At 64.1% G+C, this 17632-nt stretch carries 11 protein-coding genes; 1 reads left to right on the top strand and 10 read right to left on the bottom strand.

Annotation, left to right across the window (positions count from 1 at the left end):
- Positions 1 to 36 precede the first annotated feature (36 nt).
- Positions 37 to 741 (bottom strand): HAD-IA family hydrolase, encoded by a 705-nt coding sequence (locus tag AC0GNO_RS03875; RefSeq protein ID WP_472903425.1) that lies wholly within the window; start codon positions 739 to 741, stop codon positions 37 to 39.
- A gap of 114 nt (positions 742 to 855) precedes the next feature.
- Here AC0GNO_RS03875 and AC0GNO_RS03870 point away from each other — a divergent pair, with 114 nt between their 5' ends.
- A complete protein-coding gene (locus AC0GNO_RS03870; RefSeq protein WP_472903424.1) occupies positions 856 to 1590 on the top strand; it encodes a LysR substrate-binding domain-containing protein in 735 nt (244 codons plus the stop codon).
- 198 nt (positions 1591 to 1788) lie between these two features.
- Here AC0GNO_RS03870 and AC0GNO_RS03865 read toward each other — a convergent pair whose 3' ends face one another.
- The 9 genes from AC0GNO_RS03865 to AC0GNO_RS03825 all read right to left on the bottom strand — a co-directional run bounded on the left by AC0GNO_RS03865 (position 1789) and on the right by AC0GNO_RS03825 (position 17631).
- Positions 1789 to 2322 carry a porin family protein gene (locus AC0GNO_RS03865; RefSeq protein WP_472888331.1) on the bottom strand — a complete coding sequence of 178 codons (534 nt, stop codon included), beginning with the start codon at positions 2320 to 2322 and terminating at the stop codon, positions 1789 to 1791.
- 120 nt (positions 2323 to 2442) lie between these two features.
- On the bottom strand, positions 2443 to 3393 hold the full coding sequence (gene trhO, locus AC0GNO_RS03860; RefSeq protein WP_472903025.1) for an oxygen-dependent tRNA uridine(34) hydroxylase TrhO: 951 nt from the start codon (positions 3391 to 3393) through the stop codon (positions 2443 to 2445).
- Between the two features lie 43 nt (positions 3394 to 3436).
- The gene (locus AC0GNO_RS03855) at positions 3437 to 4537 is read right to left on the bottom strand and encodes a patatin-like phospholipase family protein (RefSeq protein ID WP_472903024.1); all 1101 of its coding nucleotides are present in this window, start codon (positions 4535 to 4537) and stop codon (positions 3437 to 3439) included.
- A gap of 75 nt (positions 4538 to 4612) precedes the next feature.
- A complete protein-coding gene (locus tag AC0GNO_RS03850) occupies positions 4613 to 7024 on the bottom strand; it encodes a Tex family protein (protein ID WP_472903023.1) in 2412 nt (803 codons plus the stop codon).
- Between the two features lie 135 nt (positions 7025 to 7159).
- Positions 7160 to 7891 carry a sensor histidine kinase gene (locus AC0GNO_RS03845; RefSeq protein ID WP_472903022.1) on the bottom strand — a complete coding sequence of 244 codons (732 nt, stop codon included), beginning with the start codon at positions 7889 to 7891 and terminating at the stop codon, positions 7160 to 7162.
- Positions 7818 to 8474, bottom strand: a complete 657-nt coding sequence (locus tag AC0GNO_RS03840) for a hypothetical protein (protein WP_472903021.1) — start codon at positions 8472 to 8474, stop codon at positions 7818 to 7820. Before AC0GNO_RS03840 ends, AC0GNO_RS03845 begins: the two co-directional genes overlap by 74 nt.
- 48 nt (positions 8475 to 8522) lie before the next feature.
- Positions 8523 to 9212 carry a response regulator transcription factor gene (locus AC0GNO_RS03835; RefSeq protein ID WP_472903423.1) on the bottom strand — a complete coding sequence of 230 codons (690 nt, stop codon included), beginning with the start codon at positions 9210 to 9212 and terminating at the stop codon, positions 8523 to 8525.
- Between the two features lie 396 nt (positions 9213 to 9608).
- A complete protein-coding gene (locus AC0GNO_RS03830) occupies positions 9609 to 15434 on the bottom strand; it encodes a peroxidase family protein (protein ID WP_472903020.1) in 5826 nt (1941 codons plus the stop codon).
- A 751-nt stretch (positions 15435 to 16185) separates the two neighbouring features.
- On the bottom strand, positions 16186 to 17631 hold the full coding sequence (locus tag AC0GNO_RS03825) for a sensor histidine kinase (protein WP_472903019.1): 1446 nt from the start codon (positions 17629 to 17631) through the stop codon (positions 16186 to 16188).
- Between the last annotated feature and the right edge of the window lies 1 nt (position 17632).

Raw genomic sequence — 17632 nt, 5'->3', positions numbered from 1 at the left:
AGCCTGGAAAGTGAAAGGAAAGATCGCGAAGGCGCTTCAGCGGTTGTGCCATTCCCTGAGCCGCGCCACATTGACTTCGCTCAGGTCGGGCACGACCCGCAGCGCGCCGGTGAAATCGTGGTGAGCAGTGAAACCGTTGGGCGTGATGACGGTGTCCAGACCGGCTGCCCGGGCCGCGCGCAGGCCGTTGGACGAGTCCTCAAAAGCCACACAATCGGCCGCGCGCATGCCCATGTCGGCCAGCACCTTCATGTAGACCTGCGGATTCGGCTTCTTGACCGGGGCATTGCTGGCATCGCCGATGGCCAGAAAATGCGAGCGCCAGTCCAGCCCTATGGCCGAGCGCATCAGTGCCGCGATGTTGACTGGTGAGGTGGTGGTGGCGATGGCCAGTTGCAGGCCCTGGCCACGCGCTTCGTTCATGAGCGCCAGCACGCCCGGGCGCAGCGTCACGGCGCCGCTGTTGACGGCGTTTTCGTAGTACGCGGTCTTGATTTCATGCAGGCGGTTGATCGTGTCGCTGACCGCTCCGGCCTCCACCTCTTTCAGGTCCGGATCCACCGAGCGCCAATAGGCCAGCATGCGTTCCTTTCCGCCCGAGATATCGAGCAGCTGCGTGTACTTTTCGGTACTCCAGTGCCAGTCCAGCCCCTCCTGCTGGAAGGCGTGGTTGAACGCTTCCAGGTGCACACTTTCCGTGTCGGCCAGGGTGCCATCGACATCAAAAATCAGGGCGTTCAGCATGGATTCACCTGTTCAGAAACCCCGAAAACACGGGGTGATGAACGGACTATAGGGATGGACTTAAATAAGGTAAATTCATGATTACTTGCATTTTGGTTAAGAGATTACTTAATTAAGAACACCACCTTCCGCCAACTCAGGGTTTTCACTGAGGTCGCCAAACCCCTGAGTTTTGCCCGGGCCGCCGAGGTTTTGCGCCTCACGCCACCGGCCGTGACCATGCAGATCAATGAACCGGAGGGCCACGTGGGCCTGCCGCTGTTCGAGCGCAACGGGCGCCAGGTGGCCCTGACCACGGCGGGCGAATACATGCTGGTCGACGCGCGCAAGGTGATCGCCACCCTCAAGGACGCCGAAGACGCGGCCGCGCGGCTGCAGCGGCTGGAGGTGGGCACGCTGACCATCGGCATGGTCAGCACGGCGAAATATTGCCTGCCGCGGCTGCTGGCCGAGTTCCAGCACGAACACGAGGGGGCGGAAATCCGGCTCGCCGTGGGCAACCGGGAGCAGCGGGTGAAGATGCTGCACGGCAACGAGGTGGACATCGCCGTCATGGGCCGCCCGTCCAAGGAACTGGCCACGCGGGCCGAGCCCTTTGCCGAGCACCCGCTGCTCAAGGTGGGCCACCCCACGGTGGACAGCCTGCGGCCCTGCGGCTTCATCCTGCGCGAGCGCGGATCCGGCACGCGCGCCGCGATGGAAAAATTTCTGGAGACGTTGCGCATGGAGCCGCGCGTGGTGATGGAGATAACCAGCAACGAAACCATCAAGCAGGCCATGATGGCCGGGATGGGCATCAGTTTCCCGTCGCTACACACCATCGGTCTGGAGCTGGAACACGCCTGATCGCCACACTGGGCGTGAAAGGCACACCATCATCCGTGCCTGGAACGTTCCGCTATTTCATGCTGGAGCGGGCCGAGAGCCACCTGGCTGAAAAATACGGCCGCCTGCTCAAGCTGCCGCCAGCGCCGTCCGTGGGGTGAACGGCGGGGCACCACCGTTCTGGCGGACCCGCCAGAACGGTGGTGACGCTGCCTTTCGTCAGAACTTGTAGCCGACCCCGACGGTGACACCCTTGAGGGTGGTGTCGTCCTTGTCGTGGTAGGTCATGTAGTCGGCGTTGAGCGAGAGGGCGGGGGTGAGCTGGTAGCTTGCACCGAGGCCGTAGGCCACGGAGGTGGCGCTGTCGGTCTCATTGCCGACGGAGAGCTTGGTGCGTGCCGCACCCAGGCGACCGAAGAGCTCCAGCCCTTCAACCACTTCGATCTTGGGCTTGACGAAGACACCGACCATGTTGTCGACCTCGGCCTTGACACCGGAATTGATGCCGTTCACTTTCACGGACGAGTCCTGTGCGCTGAGACCGAGCATGCCCTCGACGGCCAGGTTGCTGTTCAGTTCATAGCCGATGATGCCGCGCACGTTGGACGGTTTGGAGGAGAAATCGAGGCCACCGACACGGCTTTCCAGCTTCAGCGGCGTGTAGCCGACTTCGCCGTACAGGCCCTCGGCTTGAACAGAAGCGGAGGCAGCGGCGAGCGTGGCCACGGCGAACAAAGGAATCAGACGTTTCATGAACACTCCTTGAGAGTCGTTAGGGCAGGCCAGTCTAGGGACAAACCCGCATGAAAACGCCGTGTGTGTGGAAGCGTTACCCGCTTTACACGAGCGATGCAGTCGCAACGGGCGCTCGGTTCACCGTCGCGGGTCGTGGGTGGGCATGTGCGCACCCACGTGCACTTCCCCGCGCGCCTCGGCGAGCTCGACCTGGCGCTGCCGTTCGGCCAGCTGGGCTTTCTGTTCGGGGCTGCGCTGGTCGTGGCAGTGCGCGCAGCTCACGCCTTTGACGTACAGCGGCGAGGCTTTGTCCTGTTCACCCAGCGGCCAGCGGCAGGAGCGACACAGTTCATGGGGGCCGGGCTGCAGGCCGTGACCCACGCTCACCCGTTCGTCAAACACAAAACACGCACCCTCCCAGGTGCTCTGCTCGGGTGGAACTTCTTCCAGGTATTTGAGGATGCCGCCTTCGAGGTGGTAGACCTCATCAAACCCGTGCATCTTCATCAGCGCGGTGGACTTCTCGCAACGGATACCGCCGGTGCAGAACATCGCGATTTTGGGTTTTCTGTCGCCCTGCAAACCGGGCTGGGCATCAAGCCAGGCGGGCAGTTCGGTGAAGGTCCTGATGTTCGGGTTGATGGCGCCCTGGAACGTGCCGATGGCGACCTCGTAATCGTTGCGGGTGTCGATGAGCACCACGTCCGGGTCGGCCACCAGGGCGTTCCAGTCCTGGGGTTTGACGTACTGGCCCACGGTCTTGTTCGGGTCCAGCCCGGGCACGCGCAAGGTGACGATTTCCTTTTTCAGGCGCACCTTCATGCGCAGGAAAGGCGGCTTGTGGGCCCAGGCCTCCTTGTGTTGCAGCGTGGCCAGGCGGAGATCGGCCCGCAGGTGCGCCAGCACCGCACGCACGCCCGGCTCCAGGCCGGCGATGGTACCGTTGATGCCTTCGCTCGCCAGCAGCAGCGTGCCCTTGACCTGGTGCGCATCGCAACAGGCTTGCAGCGGTTCGCGCAGCGCCTCGACATCGGGCAGGTCCACGAACTTGTAGAGGGCGGCGGTGAGGTAGCGCGGGACAGATTCCATGGGCGGAATTATCCCCTCGCACCCGGCTGAGCGTTGGCCCGCCTCACAGCGCCTCGATGCGTGAGAGGTCGGGTCGCTCCAGCCACTGGGCAAATTCGTCGGCGAGTTGCGCGGCGGCGGCGGTGGCACCGCTCCAGACGCGCTGGCGGCTCGTGATGTCCTGGCCGTAGTGCGTGAAGTCGCCGCGGTCGGGCAGTTTGCCGTTGGGCAGTGTCTTGACCCAGGCCGGGTCGGGCGCGATCACCAGCATGTGGTCCAGCGCGGGGCTGGACCGGTGGCGGCGCTTCCAGGATTTGTCGAGCCAGCCGGGCACCACCAACTGCTGGAAATGCGGGTAGAGCACCAGAGGGGCCACCGGGTTGCTCAGGTAACGCAGGTGCAGGTGGTAGTCGGTGATGCCGCCGTCCCAGTAGGGCCCCGATGGCGCACCCGCAATGCCTTGCACGGGCCGGAGCATGAAGGGGATGGAGCAGCTGGCCTGCAGGGCATCCATGAAGTTGTCTTCGCGCAGGGGCGCCTGACGCGTGCGCAGGTCGGTCGTCTCAAACGGGAGCGGCGCATCAGGCCGGGCCGCACCATCCGCTGTGGACGTCGAGAACACGACACGCTCCAGCCAGCCCCCCAGCGCCTGGCGATGAACGGCGTTGGCCACAAACGCACCGAGGTAACCCAGCGGCGTCCGCAGTGGCCCGTCGCGCGCGAGCAGGCGACGCCCACGCGAGGCAACGACGTGCAGCCGGTAGCGCGGGTGCAACAACACCTCGCTGACGCGCCCGCTGAAAAAGGTCTGCAGGTTGCTGCGGAACTGGCCGCTGATCTGTGCCGCCGTCGCGCGCTTCTGGCCCGGGGGCAACGCAAAGTGCTGGGCGATGTAATCGCGCTCCAGCCGCTCCAGCGCGCTGGCGGTGCCCTGCAGGCAGGCGGTCGCCATGCGCCAGGCCCCGATCGAGGCCCCGACCAGGTGCACCGGCTGGATGCTGTGGGTCAGCCAGTGACCAAAGATGAAACGGTCCAGCGGACCCAGTATCAGGCCCTTGGGGCCACCGGCGGCGGCCGGCACCGTGCCCACGTCCTGCGGGCGCAGGCCGTGCTGTTCGATGTGCTGACGTGCCTTGGGACCGGCGTAGAGGCGAAGCGCTTGCATAAGGCCACGATTGTCTCGCAGCCTGAGGCCCATGCGCCCAGGCGGCTCAGCGCCACCCGACGTCCGGGGCCGGATTCAGCCTTTTTTCATCCCCTGCAGACGCGCAAATGCCGAGGCCATGGCCGAAGCCGGCTGCGCGGACGATGGCCCCGCACCGGCCGGGCGACCACCACCGGAGCGTGAGCCCGAACGGGCAGGCTCAAACCGGTTGTCACGCGGCGCCCCGTCGTCCCGTCCGGAACGGGTCGGCGCATCGCCCAGTTTCATGGACAGGCCGATGCGCTTGCGCGCCACATCGACCTCCATCACCCTGACCTTGACGATGTCGCCGGTCTTGACGATCTCGCGGGCGTCGTTGACGAACTTGTTCGCCAGCTGGCTCACGTGGACCAGGCCGTCCTGGTGCACGCCCAGGTCGATGAAAGCGCCGAACTGGGCCACGTTGCTCACCGTTCCTTCGAGGACCATGCCTTCGCGCAGGTCGGCAATGTCTTCCACACCGTCGTTGAAGCGCGCCACCTGGAAGTCCGGGCGCGGGTCGCGGCCGGGCTTCTCCAGCTCGGTCAGGATGTCCTTGACGGTGATCACGCCGAACTTCTCGTTCGCGAAAAGCTCCGGGCGCAAGGTCTTGAGCATGTCGGACCGGCCCATGAGCGCGGCCACGGGCTGGCCGGTCCTGGCGATGATCTGCTCCACCACCGGGTAGGTTTCCGGGTGCACGCCGGTCATGTCCAGCGGGTTGTCGCCGCCGCGGATGCGCAGGAAGCCCGCGCTCTGCTCGAAGGTCTTGGCACCCAGGCCGGTCACGTCGAGCAACTGCTGGCGGCTCTTGAACGCGCCATTGGCTTCGCGCCAGCGCACCACCGACTTGGCCACGGTGGCCGAGAGTCCCGAAACGCGCGAGAGCAGCGGCACGCTCGCGGTGTTGAGGTCCACGCCCACGCCGTTCACGCAGTCTTCGACCACCGCTTCCAGCGTGCGCGCGAGTTCGCTCTGGTTCACGTCGTGCTGGTACTGGCCCACGCCGATGCTCTTGGGGTCGATCTTCACCAGCTCGGCCAGCGGGTCCTGCAGACGGCGCGCGATGGAAGCGGCACCACGCAGGCTCACGTCCACGTCGGGCATTTCCTGCGAGGCGAACTCGCTGGCCGAATACACCGATGCGCCGGCTTCGCTCACCACCACCTTTTGCACCCCTTCAATGCCGGCTTTGGCCAGCAGCTTGATCAGGTCGGCAGCGAGCTTGTCGGTTTCGCGGCTGGCGGTGCCGTTGCCAATGGCGATCAGGTTCACGCCGTGTTTGCGCGCCAGCAGACCCAGGGTGTGCAGCGAGCCGTCCCAGTCGCGCCGGGGCTCGTGCGGGTACACGGTGGACGTGTCCACCAGCTTGCCGGTGGCGTCCACCACCGCCACCTTCACCCCGGTGCGGATGCCCGGGTCCAGCCCCATCACGACACGCGGGCCGGCGGGTGCGGCCAGCAGCAGGTCGCGCAGGTTGTCGGCAAACACCTTGATCGCCACCGCCTCGGCGCTCTCGCGCAGGCGGGCGAACAGGTCTCGTTCGCTGGACAGGCTGAGCTTGACGCGCCAGGTCCAGGCCACACACTTGCGCAGCAGGTCGTCGGCCTTGCGGCCCTGGTGGCTCCAGCCCAGGTGCAGCGCGATGCGGCCCTCGGCCAGCGACACCGTGGGCGCCGGCTTGCCGCTGGCCAGCAGCACAGCTTCGGGCTCGGGCAGCACCAGCTTGGCATCCAGGATCTCCAGCGAGCGGCCACGGAACACGGCCAGCGCACGGTGCGAGGGCACGCGGCTGATCGGTTCGTCGTAGTCGAAGTAATCGCGGAACTTGGCCACGTCAGGGTGGTTTTCATCCTTGCCCGCCACCAGCTTGCTCTGCAACAGGCCCTCGGCCCAGAGCCATTCGCGCAGGTTCTGCAGCAGCGCCGCGTCTTCGGCCCAGCGTTCGCTCAGGATGTCGCGCACGCCGTCCAGCACGGCGGGCACGGTAGAGAAGTCGGCGCCGGGCTTGCCGTCGTCCAGCACCTCGGGCGGTTTTGTGAACGCAGCGGCTTCGAAGGCCGGGTCCAGCGTCGGGTCGGCGAACAGTTGGTCCGCCAGCGGCTCGATGCCGAATTCGCGCGCGATCTGGCCCTTGGTCCGGCGCTTCTGCTTGAACGGCAGGTACAGGTCTTCCAGTTCCTGCTTGGTCGGCGCGGCGGCGATGGCGGCTCGCAGCGCGGGCGTCAGCTTGCCCTGCTCGTCGATGCTTTTCAGCACGGTCGCGCGCCGGTCTTCGAGCTCACGCAAATAGCCCAGGCGGTATTCGAGTTCGCGCAGCTGGATGTCGTCCAGGCCGCCGGTGGCTTCCTTGCGGTAGCGCGCGATGAAGGGCACGGTGGAGCCACCGTCGAGCAGCTCCACAGCCGCCTTGATCTGGTGAACGCCGACCCGGATTTCCTGCGCGATCTGCGCGATGATGGTGTGCATGTGACCCCTGTCGTCCTGCCCGCACGGTGGGCGGGGCTTCAAGAAGGGGCGCAGTTTGCCACAAGCCGGGCGGCCCTCGCCCCAATGGACACCCCGTGCCAACCACGGGCGGTGCACAAGCCGCAGGCATCGTCGCTACGGGTCCGGATGCCCCGACACGTCCGAAGGAAGGCCCTGCGCCGACGCCGCCGGCTGCGCTCGGAAGGCCGGGTCCGGGCAGGGCAGCGTCAGGTGGACACGCGTGCCATGGCCGGCTGTGCTCTCGATCTGCAGCGTGCCCCCCATGTCCAGGGCCCGGCGCTGCATGCCGGCCAGGCCCTTGCTCCGGGCGGCCTGGTGACGCCGCTGCCCGTCAAAGCCCCGGCCGTTGTCCACGACGGTCAATTCAATGCGCCGGTCCGCTTCGTCGTATTCGCACACCACGCGGATCTCGGTCGCCTGGGCATGGCGCATGACGTTGGCGATCGCCTCCTGCGCAATCTTGAGAAACTGTGTGACGGCGTGCGGCGACAGCTGCTCCATGGACGGACTGTCCCCGATGTCCCACACCATGGCAATGCCCATGCGGTCCAGGCAGGGCTGAACCCGGTAACGCAGCATGGCCAGCGCTTCGAGCGGATGGGTCACGTCCTCGTACAGGCCGTCCACCATGATCTTGAGGTCCAGCAGGCACTGCTCCAGCGACAACGCGAGCGCCCTCTGCTCCGGGTCCCGCGCATCGAGCGACGACAGGATCGCCACCAGGTGGGCGCCCACGCCATCGTGCACGTCCTGGGCAATGCGCTGCCGCTCCTCATGACCGCCTTCTTCGGCGGCGGCTGAGTGCTGAAACGGGACACCCCGGCCTCCGAACCGCCCGGACAACATCCACCAGGCGCACACCAGAGCGGCCGGATAGGCATACGCACCCGCCGGAGCCAGCCACGGAACCGCTGCCACGGGCCACACGGCAACCAGGGCACAGCATCAACAATGCCGACAACAGAAATCGCCCCCAGGCCACAGCCCTCGGGCGACGCAGGAGCGGTCGCGCGAGCACGACCAGCAACACACCCACAAAAATGAGGTTGAACACCCGCCAGACGGTCAACCAGGCGGCCAGCGAGGTGGCAGCCCAGAGCCACAGCGACAACACACCGCCCAGCGCCTGCGTCCCAGCGAGGCCCCAGAAGCGTTGCGAAGACAGGGGCACAACCATCAGCACCAGCACGGTGGCCGCCGAGAGGCACACCTGGAGTCCGATGCGCTCGACGAACAGGTCGACGGCGTCGGGTGGCTCGTCGGCGAAGCGCCCGATCCACAACATGTACACCACCCAGGCCAGCAGTCCGCAGGCCATGGCCACGTCAGCGCGCTTGCTCTCGCGCCCGCCGCCGTAAACCGTCAGGAACCCAACAGTCAGTGTGACCGAGAAGAGTCCGACCAGGGGGCCGATGTGGTGTGACGACATGCTGGACCTGTAGGCATCATGCGTTCAGGTCAACCGGTCGAGGCCGGATCAGATCAACCTCTGGTGCGCCGCCAGATTGACCGCCTGGGCGCGTGACTTGACGTGCAGCTTGCGGTAGATGTTGCGGATGTGGGTGTTGACCGTCTGCACGCTGAGCGAAAGCTTGGTCGCGATCTCATTGCTGGTGTGTCCTATCGCCACCAGCCGGAGCACTTCGCGCTCCCGATCCGACAGGGCCTGACGGGCCGAACCATCACGCTCCAGCACCGGCAGTTGCGATGCGGGCTGCTCCAGCTTCAGCAACAGCCGGCGCGCCAGACTGGGAGTGATCGACGCACCACCGTTGAACACCTGCAGCACCGCCTGTGTGAAGCTGCCAAACCAGGAGTTCTTGACCAGATAGCCGGTGGCGCCCAGCTCGAAGGCGCGCATGGCACGGACTTCGTCGTCCATGATCGACACCACGATCGCCTCGGCCTGGGGCCTCACCTGCTTCATGTGTTCGATCAGGTCAAAGCCCGAACCGTCACCCAGATTCAGGTCGACGATCATCACGTCGAATTCACACATGGAGATCAGCCGGCGACCGTCGCGCAAGCTGTCAGCCTGACCGACCATGTCGATGCGCATGTCAGACACCAGCTCACCAGCGATCACGCGCCGGATGTGCGGATCGTCATCGATGAGGATCACGCGCACCGGCCGACCGGGTTCACTGGCCAGAAAATCCGGCCACATGGAAGGCTGAAACGAACGGGATTCCGGCGGATCGCCATCGGACGGCTTGCGGATACCGAAAACACTGGCCAGAGAGGCTGCGATGGGTGGGGCAATTTTCATGAGTCCTCCAGGAACTCGGTCAGATGATCACCGTTGGCGTTCATCCGTCAGCGGCCCTATCACTGAAACATCTTTTGATGGACTGGGATATCGGCTGTTCGTGAACGTGTTCGCTTAAGGTAAGCTGAAATGAAACAAAATGCCATCGTTACTCTCCCTCATGGAGGGGATGGTTACAAAATTTAACGCGCTGCGTCGTGACACACGGCACGAAAGCAAAAAAGCCCCCTTCAAAAGAAGGGGGCATTGAAGGGTCAGGAAGGCCTGACCGTCGGGGAATCCCGGTGGTTGTGATCAGGCGAGGATGAAGTCCTGCTGGGTGACCGTGGCAGAGTTGACACCCACCAGCGTGATGCTGTCAGCCCCGATGCCGATCAAGGTGCCCCCCCCCACGATCGCCGAGACCGACACGTTGGCGGCAAAGTTGCCCGCGGTGATACCCAGTGCCGAGATGTCCAGCAGGTCCTGACCACCAGCAGCAATGGCATCGAAATCCGTGATGCGATCCTGCCCGAAGCCGCTGCCGAACACGAAGATGTCATTGCCCGTCCCACCCGTCATCGTGTCGTTGCCGGCGCCTCCAATGAGGCTGTCATTGCCTTGGTTTGCGATCAGCGTGTCGTTCCCATCCAGACCGGAGAGCACGTTCGCGGCGCTGTTGCCCGTGATCAGGTTGTTCAGCCCATTGCCGGTGGCGTTGATGGTGGCCGCGCCTCGCAGTGCCAGGGTCTCCACGTTGTCGGTGAGTGCATAGCTCACCGACGTATTCACCGTGTCGTTGCCTTCACCCAATAGCTCCACCACCACATCGCCAACGTCTCTCACCCAGTACACGTCGTCTCCGAGACCACCCTCCATCGAATCGATGCCCGTGCCTCCATCGAGCGTGTCGTTGCCCGCGCCGCCAAACAGGGTGTCGTTGTTTTCATTGGCGAGCAGGTTGTCGTTCCCATCCAGACCGGAGAGCACGTTCATGCCGCTGTTGCCCGTGATCAGGTTGTTCAGTTCGTTCCCGGTGGCGTCGATGTCGGCCGGGCCCCGCAGTGCCAGGGTCTCCACGTTGTCGGTGAGTGCATAGCTCACCGACGTATTCACCGTGTCGTTGCCTTCACCCAATAGCTCCACCACCACATCGCCAACGTCTCTCACCCAGTACACGTCGTCTCCGAGACCACCCTCCATCGAATCGATGCCCGTGCCCCCATCGAGCGTGTCGTTGCCCACCCCACCGTCGAGCGTGTCATTGCCACCGAGTGCTTGTATGAAGTCCGGCAGCTCCGTTCCGATCAGCGTATTGGCCGCACCGTTCCCAGTGATGCTGTTGAAAGCCGCCACGATGCCTGTCGCGACGGAAAACACCGTCTCAAGGGTTCCAAAGCCATCTGTATACGAGGCCGCCACACGCAGGCGCGCACCGACTTCGGACACAGCGTAGGCCGCTCCAGTAGCGCCCAGGATGTCGTTCCAGGTGGCGCCGTTGTCGTTGGACACCTGCCACTGGTAACCCACCCCTCCGACGATGCCGCCATCCGCATCGGTCAGGGTGTTGCTGGCCGTCAGGATCTCGTTGACCAGGGGCGTGGTGTCATCGATGCTCACAGCGCCGGAGGGCAGGTCGTTGATGTTGCTCACGGGTGCGGTAACGTCCGAGATCACGGTCTCTTCGTAGCCAAAGCCATCCGTGTACGTGGCCACCGCACGCAGCACCCCGCCAACGTGCGCATCGCCCGGCACAAAGGTCTGTTCGTTCCCCACATCGACCCAGACCTCACTGCCCACTGGGCCGGTGAGCATTTGCCAGGTGAACGTCATGGGCCCCAGGCCGTTGACGTCACTGAACTGCACCGATGCAAACAGCGTCTCGTCCTCCTGCACGAGGCCCGTGATGACCAGAGGACCTTCCGGCAACGTATTGGGGCCTCCGATCACCAGCTCCGTCCCGTCCCCGAACACCAGACGCTCGATGTTGAACAGGCGATCGGTGCCATCGAAGGTGCCGTTGTTGTTGCCATCGTCGCCGCCGCCGACCGGCGGGGCACCCACCAAGTGCGCCACCGTCCACGAACCATCGATGGCGTTTCTCTCGATGAGGTACTCGTCAATATTGCCGCGGTAGAACGCTGTGTCGGTGCCCGTGTTGTTCGGGTCCCCATCGAGGATCTCGCGCACGATGCTCAGCTGCCCCGGGTTGAGGGTGCGGTCCAGCATCAGGCTGTTGAGTGGGCGCCCGCCGAACAGCACTTCACCCGTCAGGTGGTCGTAAACCTGACCGTTCAGGGTATCGGCTGTGGCCGTGGGATGGTCAGTCACGCCGCTGACAGCCAGTCGCACGTTGAGCCACCGGTCACCATCGATGATGTCGTTGCCAGCCTTGCCCATGAACACGTCGCTGCCGCCACCACCGAGCAGGATGTCGGCCGCCGTGTCGTCAACGAAGGTGGCATTGCCATCGCCATCGCGGCTCACCGCGGCCTCGTCCATCACCACCACGGTCTTGGTCTCACCCGCCCAGGTGAGCTGTACCCGGTCCAGATGCGCTACCAAGGCATCAAATCCAGTGATGCGGTCCACGGCGGACTGCAGCAGTGTGTTGGAGAAGGACTCCCATTTGTCGAACTCGTCGAATTCGGCAGCGGCACCACCCGCACCGACGGCCCCCGTGACCACCTGGCGACCGGTCAGCACATCGTCATGCACCCAGCCCGAGAGGCCTTCGACCAGATCAAAACGGTCGCGCAGGATGAACGCCTCCTGGTTGACGAAGATCGGGATGCCCAGATCGGAGTTGGCGCCGTTCGGATCCCCTTTGTGGATGGCCCAGTCGAAACCTGCCATGCCGTTGCTGCGCTGGATGCCGGGGCCCTGGAACATGATGTCGTCGCCCGACTCACCGTCGTAGTCGGTGTCGTTGCCCTGGCCGTTGAGCACATCGTGCCCAATGATCGGGCTGTTGAAAAACAGCTCCGAGTTTTCGCCGGCCAGCGTGTCAAAACCCTCGCCGCCTTCGAGCCAGTCATTGCCTTCGTTGCCGAGCAGGAAATCGTTGCCACTGTTGCCGAGCACGAAGTCATCACCTTCGCCCGCAAACACCTCCTGCGCGTCCGGCCCGGTCATCACGAAATCGTTGCCGCGGCCACCGAAACCCAGCACGATGCCCGAGCCCATGTGGATCACGTCGTTGCCGTCGTCGCCAAACAGGAAGTCGTCGCCGCCCAGGTTGGTGATGATGTCGTCACCGTCGCCGCCGTACACCTTGTCGGCCTCGTAGCCGCCATCGAGCCGGTCATTGCCGCCATCGCCCCACAGGGTGTCGATGCCCAGGCCACCGATCAGGGTGTCGTTCAGTTCGGAGCCACCGAGCACGATGTGGTCTGCACCGTTGTATTGCAGGAAGTGCTTGTAACCGTCTGCGGCAATGTCGCCGGTGCGGATGAACAGGGGCTTGATGATGTCCAGGACCGGGTTGCCCCAGGTCGGATCGTCGCCAATCTGCACCGCCTGGACCACCTCCAGGATCGCATTGGGCGTGTCGAAGATCAGGCCGGGGATGTGGCCCTGACCGGTCTCGCCCAGGTCGGTGTTGCGCATCACGATGGCCGCGAAGCTGTTGCCTTCAAGCTGGTTCAGCAGGTTCATGCCCTGCGTGCGGCTCAGGTAGTAGAAGCGGTCACCGTTCTGCAGGTTCTCCATCTGTGTCTCGAACACGAAGTTGAAGGTGGCGCCCAGCATGCCGCCAAACTCCTGCTTCTCTTCGGCGAGACCACCGATCCAGAAGTCCACCAGGTTCAGGCCGGTTTCGACACCCGCCCAGCTGCCGGTGCTGTTCAGGTAGTCGAGCCGTTCTGCCTTTTCTTCAAGCGTCTCACCCACGGTTCCGAGCACCAGGGCCATCGCCGCATCGCGCTTCTCCACAATCGTTCCTGCGGTCAAGATGCTGGGGTGGGTGCCGTAGGCCGCGATGAAGTTGATCACCGACATCGGGTTCTTCATGTGGGTCGCAAAATCCGTCCAGCTCGTGTAAGGCGTGAGCCGCGAATCGCCGGTGGCTTCGAAGAACTGGGCACGGGCGTTGTTCAGCGAGGGCACGCCCGTGTCACGACCGCGTGCGATGTTCAACGCGCCCAGGTCCAGCGGCAGCCCGACCAGGTTGTTGCGCAAGGCATCGGTCACGAACTCGTCGATCTCGTTGCCGACCTGTCTGGTCATGCCGCGGATGATCTGTCCCGCCGCCACTTCAGCCGTCACCGCACCGTTCTGGTCGAATTCAACCGGATTGAGGAAAGCCTCGATCAAACCGATGTGCTCACCACCCACAACGTTGTTAGCCGCGTCCAGACGGTCCACGGTTTCGGTCAGCATGGAGTGGCCAAACCGGTACACCACGTGAGCGAACTCGGCCACGATGGCGGGATCGAGATCGGGAGAAGCCGAGAACACGAACGGATCGATGGCCGGCTGCACCTTGCGCGCGAACTCCTCGAAAACCAGGTGCTGGTATTCCATCTCGGTGACGAAGCGGCCCGCCTGGAACAGGCGCTCGCCGTTCCAGACCAGCGCATCGATTTCCGGCTGAGTGGCAGGAACCGCACCGACCGGAACCAGCAGCCAGTCGTTGAGCGTGCCGAGATCCCCGCTGTTCAGGATGGTCTGCTTGTAGTCTTCCACCAGGCGGTTGTGTTCCGCGTGGAACACGGTGTGCACGGTGGTCAGGCCGATGTTTTCGTTGCCGCGTCCGTCGCCGGTGATGTAGTGGCGGTCCAGCAGTTCGTTGTCGTAGGTGGACGCATCGCCGTCATCGACCATCAGATCGTCGGCGTCGGCCACCTGTGCGATCTTGGGAGTCTCGGGGTTGCCATCGTGGTCATAAAAGCCAGGAGCAGCGTGGTGGGCAATATCGTCGAGGAAGGCATGGCCGGTGCGCAATGCGTTCACGGCAGACGGGCTGACGGGCGTGAGCGGATCGCCTTCAACCACGTCGTCGTCTTCCGTGTTGGCCACGCCATCCCCACCCACACCCACGATGATCTGGGCGTAGCCGTTGGCGCCCGGAATGAACTTGCCGTAGGGGTCGGTGCGCAGCAGCGGCACGTTGAGCACATCGAAATCGTCGAGCGCGATGCCCAGGAACGTGATGGCCTGTGCCTTGACTTCAGCCCAGTTGGCAATGCCCCCGTTGGCGCCGTCCAGCAGGTGCCCGGTGGCGATCGTCGCACCCGTCACCGGGTGCTCCATGTATTCGCGCAGGAACACCTGGTGCGAGGCGTGAGAGGTGTAGGTCTGGTTCTGGTCGACGAACGGGGTCGTGGTGTTGATGGTTTCGTGGGTCTGGTCGTCCGCCGTTCCCATGATGCCGTCCGCGCCCGCCGTGGTCACGGTGGCTGCGCGGGTCAGCGCCATGAAGTTGGGTCCGCCGGGGACATAGAGCGGATCGTCCGGCTGCAGGGGGATGTAGACCGTGCCGTTGCCCGCCTTGGGAATCAGGTCCAGCCCGTGGTCGAAGAACTGGCCGAACAGGGTCATCCAGCCGTTGAACGATGGCGAAAGCCCGATGTCGGGCGACAGGTTCTCGATCGTGATGCTGCCGTTGGCCGAGATGTCAAGACCCAGACCCACGGCCAGAGAGAGACGATCTTCAGGGGTGGCCCCGGCCAGGATGGTTGCCGTGTCGGCCATCGGGTCGGTCGAGCCGGCCAACTCCAGGGCCTTGAAGATGGCGGAAAAGTTGCCCAGCGTCTGGTCCGAGATCAGGTTGCTGATGATGCGCGGGTCGGCATCGGCAACGCTGATGTGGGAGTCGTAGTTGGTGTTGGTGATGATCGGCGCGCCCGAGCCTTCGGGGCCCAGGGGCATCACGTCCCCGTCAAGGTCGTTCAGGAACTCGGGCTCCAGCAGGCGGGGCATGACCTGGTCACCCGCGCCCAGCAGCTCCTGGCCGGGGAGGAGACTGTTGTAGCTGCCATCCACGGTGCGCAGGCCCGATGGCAACAAGGCGCTGATGGGTGTGCCATCCGGGTGCTCCAGCACACCGGTGTCAGCGTGGTGTTCGGCGATGAGGATCTGTTCGAGAATTTTCTCGAGGTCGCCGAGGGTGACAGTGAAGTTGGCGGGTTTGGTGGCCATGATGTTTCTCCAGAATTTCGTTGGGCTTGGGGTTTACGCAAGAGTCCGTCGGATGGGGACCGCAGGCGGTGGCCGCTCAAGATGAACGCGAACGAAGTCACGGAGTGCGTTGGTGGATCTCATGTGATTCCCCTTGTTGCCCTGGCTCACCCGCCAGGGGGCTCGCGGTACTCACACATGTTTCAAGATGTGCCGCGATGGGAGTCAGTGTCGTGAGCGGGACCTGGACCATCAATACCGAATACCCAATACCTATATCTGGGTACTCCCACCGAGCAAATGGAGGTACTCCCCCTCATAAACATCTTTTGTTTTCAAGCAGTTGCAAACCATTGTTGACAAATGACGGAGTACCCGGCCGCCACCAGACCGGCATCAGAACTGGTGAAATCTGAATGTTTCATTTGTATCGTTATGTAATTTATGAACACCGCAGGGACTGCTGCGGGCCTTGACCCAACCCCTGTTGAAACAGTCGGGTTACGAGGCGTGATTTTTTGCACGACACATACCTGGCAGGGTTATTCGGACAGTTCGGTTTCCTGAAGCGGGTCACGAACGCGCAAAAAAAAAGCCCCCTCGCAAAGAAGGGGGCATTGAAGGGTCAGGAAGGCCTGACCGATGGGGAATCCGTCGTTGTTGTCAGGCGTACCCGTACAGGGTATCGTTCCAATGCGTCATGAAAACAATTCGGGAAACGGCCGTGGCGGACCGCTGCGATGCGTCAGTTCACTGAACGCGCCGCCATGGGCTACAAGGGCAGGGTGAGTTCGACACGGGTTCCCTGCCCGTTCTCGCCCACGATCTCCAGCGACCCGCCCATGGCCGATGCCCTGCGCCGCATGCCCGCCAGTCCGTTGCCCGCGCCGGCGCCCTCGTCTTGTTTCAGTCCTTGTCCATCGTCCCGGATCGACAGAAACAGCGCCTGCCTCTCGGGCAGGAAGCAGCAGGTCACCCACACCGTGGCGGCCTTCGAATGCCGCATGACGTTGGCCAGACACTCCTGCGTGATGCGCAGCACCTGCCGGCTGCGCTCGTGGCACACCTGCTCCAGCGGCCCATCCACATCCACCGCCCACACCATGCGAATGCCCATCTGGTCCAGCGCCTGTTGCACGCGGTAGCGCAGGCGGCCCAGCGAATCAATGACAGATTCGCCGTTGTCTTCAATGGCATCCACCAGGAGCTTGATGTCCATCAGGCATTGCTCCAGCGCTGAAGCCATCTCCCGCTGCTGGGGCACGCTGCGGTCCAGGGCCGAGATCAGGCTCACGATCTGGGAACCCACGCCATCGTGCAGTTCCTGGGCGATGCGGCTGCGCTCCTCCAATACGACATCGGTCGTCCCGGCATCCGACGCTGACGCCGGGGAGAGTTCCTGGCTTGCGGCGCCGGCGTCCCGGAGCCTGCCGACGGCCAGGGCCTCGTCCCACCGCGGAGCGCCGCCTTTGATCCCCACGCGCCCCGTGAAGAGCATCCACATCATCAGCAGGTAGCCCGCAAAGACGTAGTGCGTCCAGGTGATGGTCAGGCTCCACGTCTGGGCGGCAACCATGTCGTTCAGCCCGATCCCCAGGGCCAGCAGGCTGGCCCCAAGCACCAGCCAGGCATGCAGTCCACCACGTTGCAGCAGGTGGTGGCGAAGCGCGAAGAACAGCCCGGCAAAAAACACCACATTGAGCACCTTCCACGCCAGGTAGCTGACGTCGTTCCCCCTTGGTTCGAGAAAACTCCACACCAAAAGCACCAGACTCAAGACGGCATACGCCAGCCAGAGCGCTCTCGCCCGCGCAGACAGCGCCGAAACGCTGACCAGCAGCAGATGGGCGACGGCAGCCACCGCCAGCTGGTAGGTGATGTGGATCGGGAGGCCCGAAACAGGGGTATTGCTGGCCACGCCCGACCAGGCGGCGATCAACGCGAGCACGAGCCAGATCAGCGCATTGACCACCATGGCCAGGTCTTGCGGTCGGCGCTCTTCAGGCGCAGCGCTGTAGCGCATCTTCACCGTGGCGACCGCAGCGATCAGGCCCGCCAGCAGGCTCAGCGCCCAGGTGGCATGGTGCAACAGCCGGGCCGGCGCCAGCCCTTCCTCCAGAAAGCGGGGCGCAACGATCTCCACCAGGGCCGACAGCGTCAGCGCGAGCACCGGGACCGCCCAGATTCGGGTCCCCGGACGCAGGACGCCACTCAGCATG

The organism is Hydrogenophaga sp. L310, from assembly GCF_055703065.1.
This window is presented reverse-complemented; position numbering and strand designations above follow the sequence as displayed.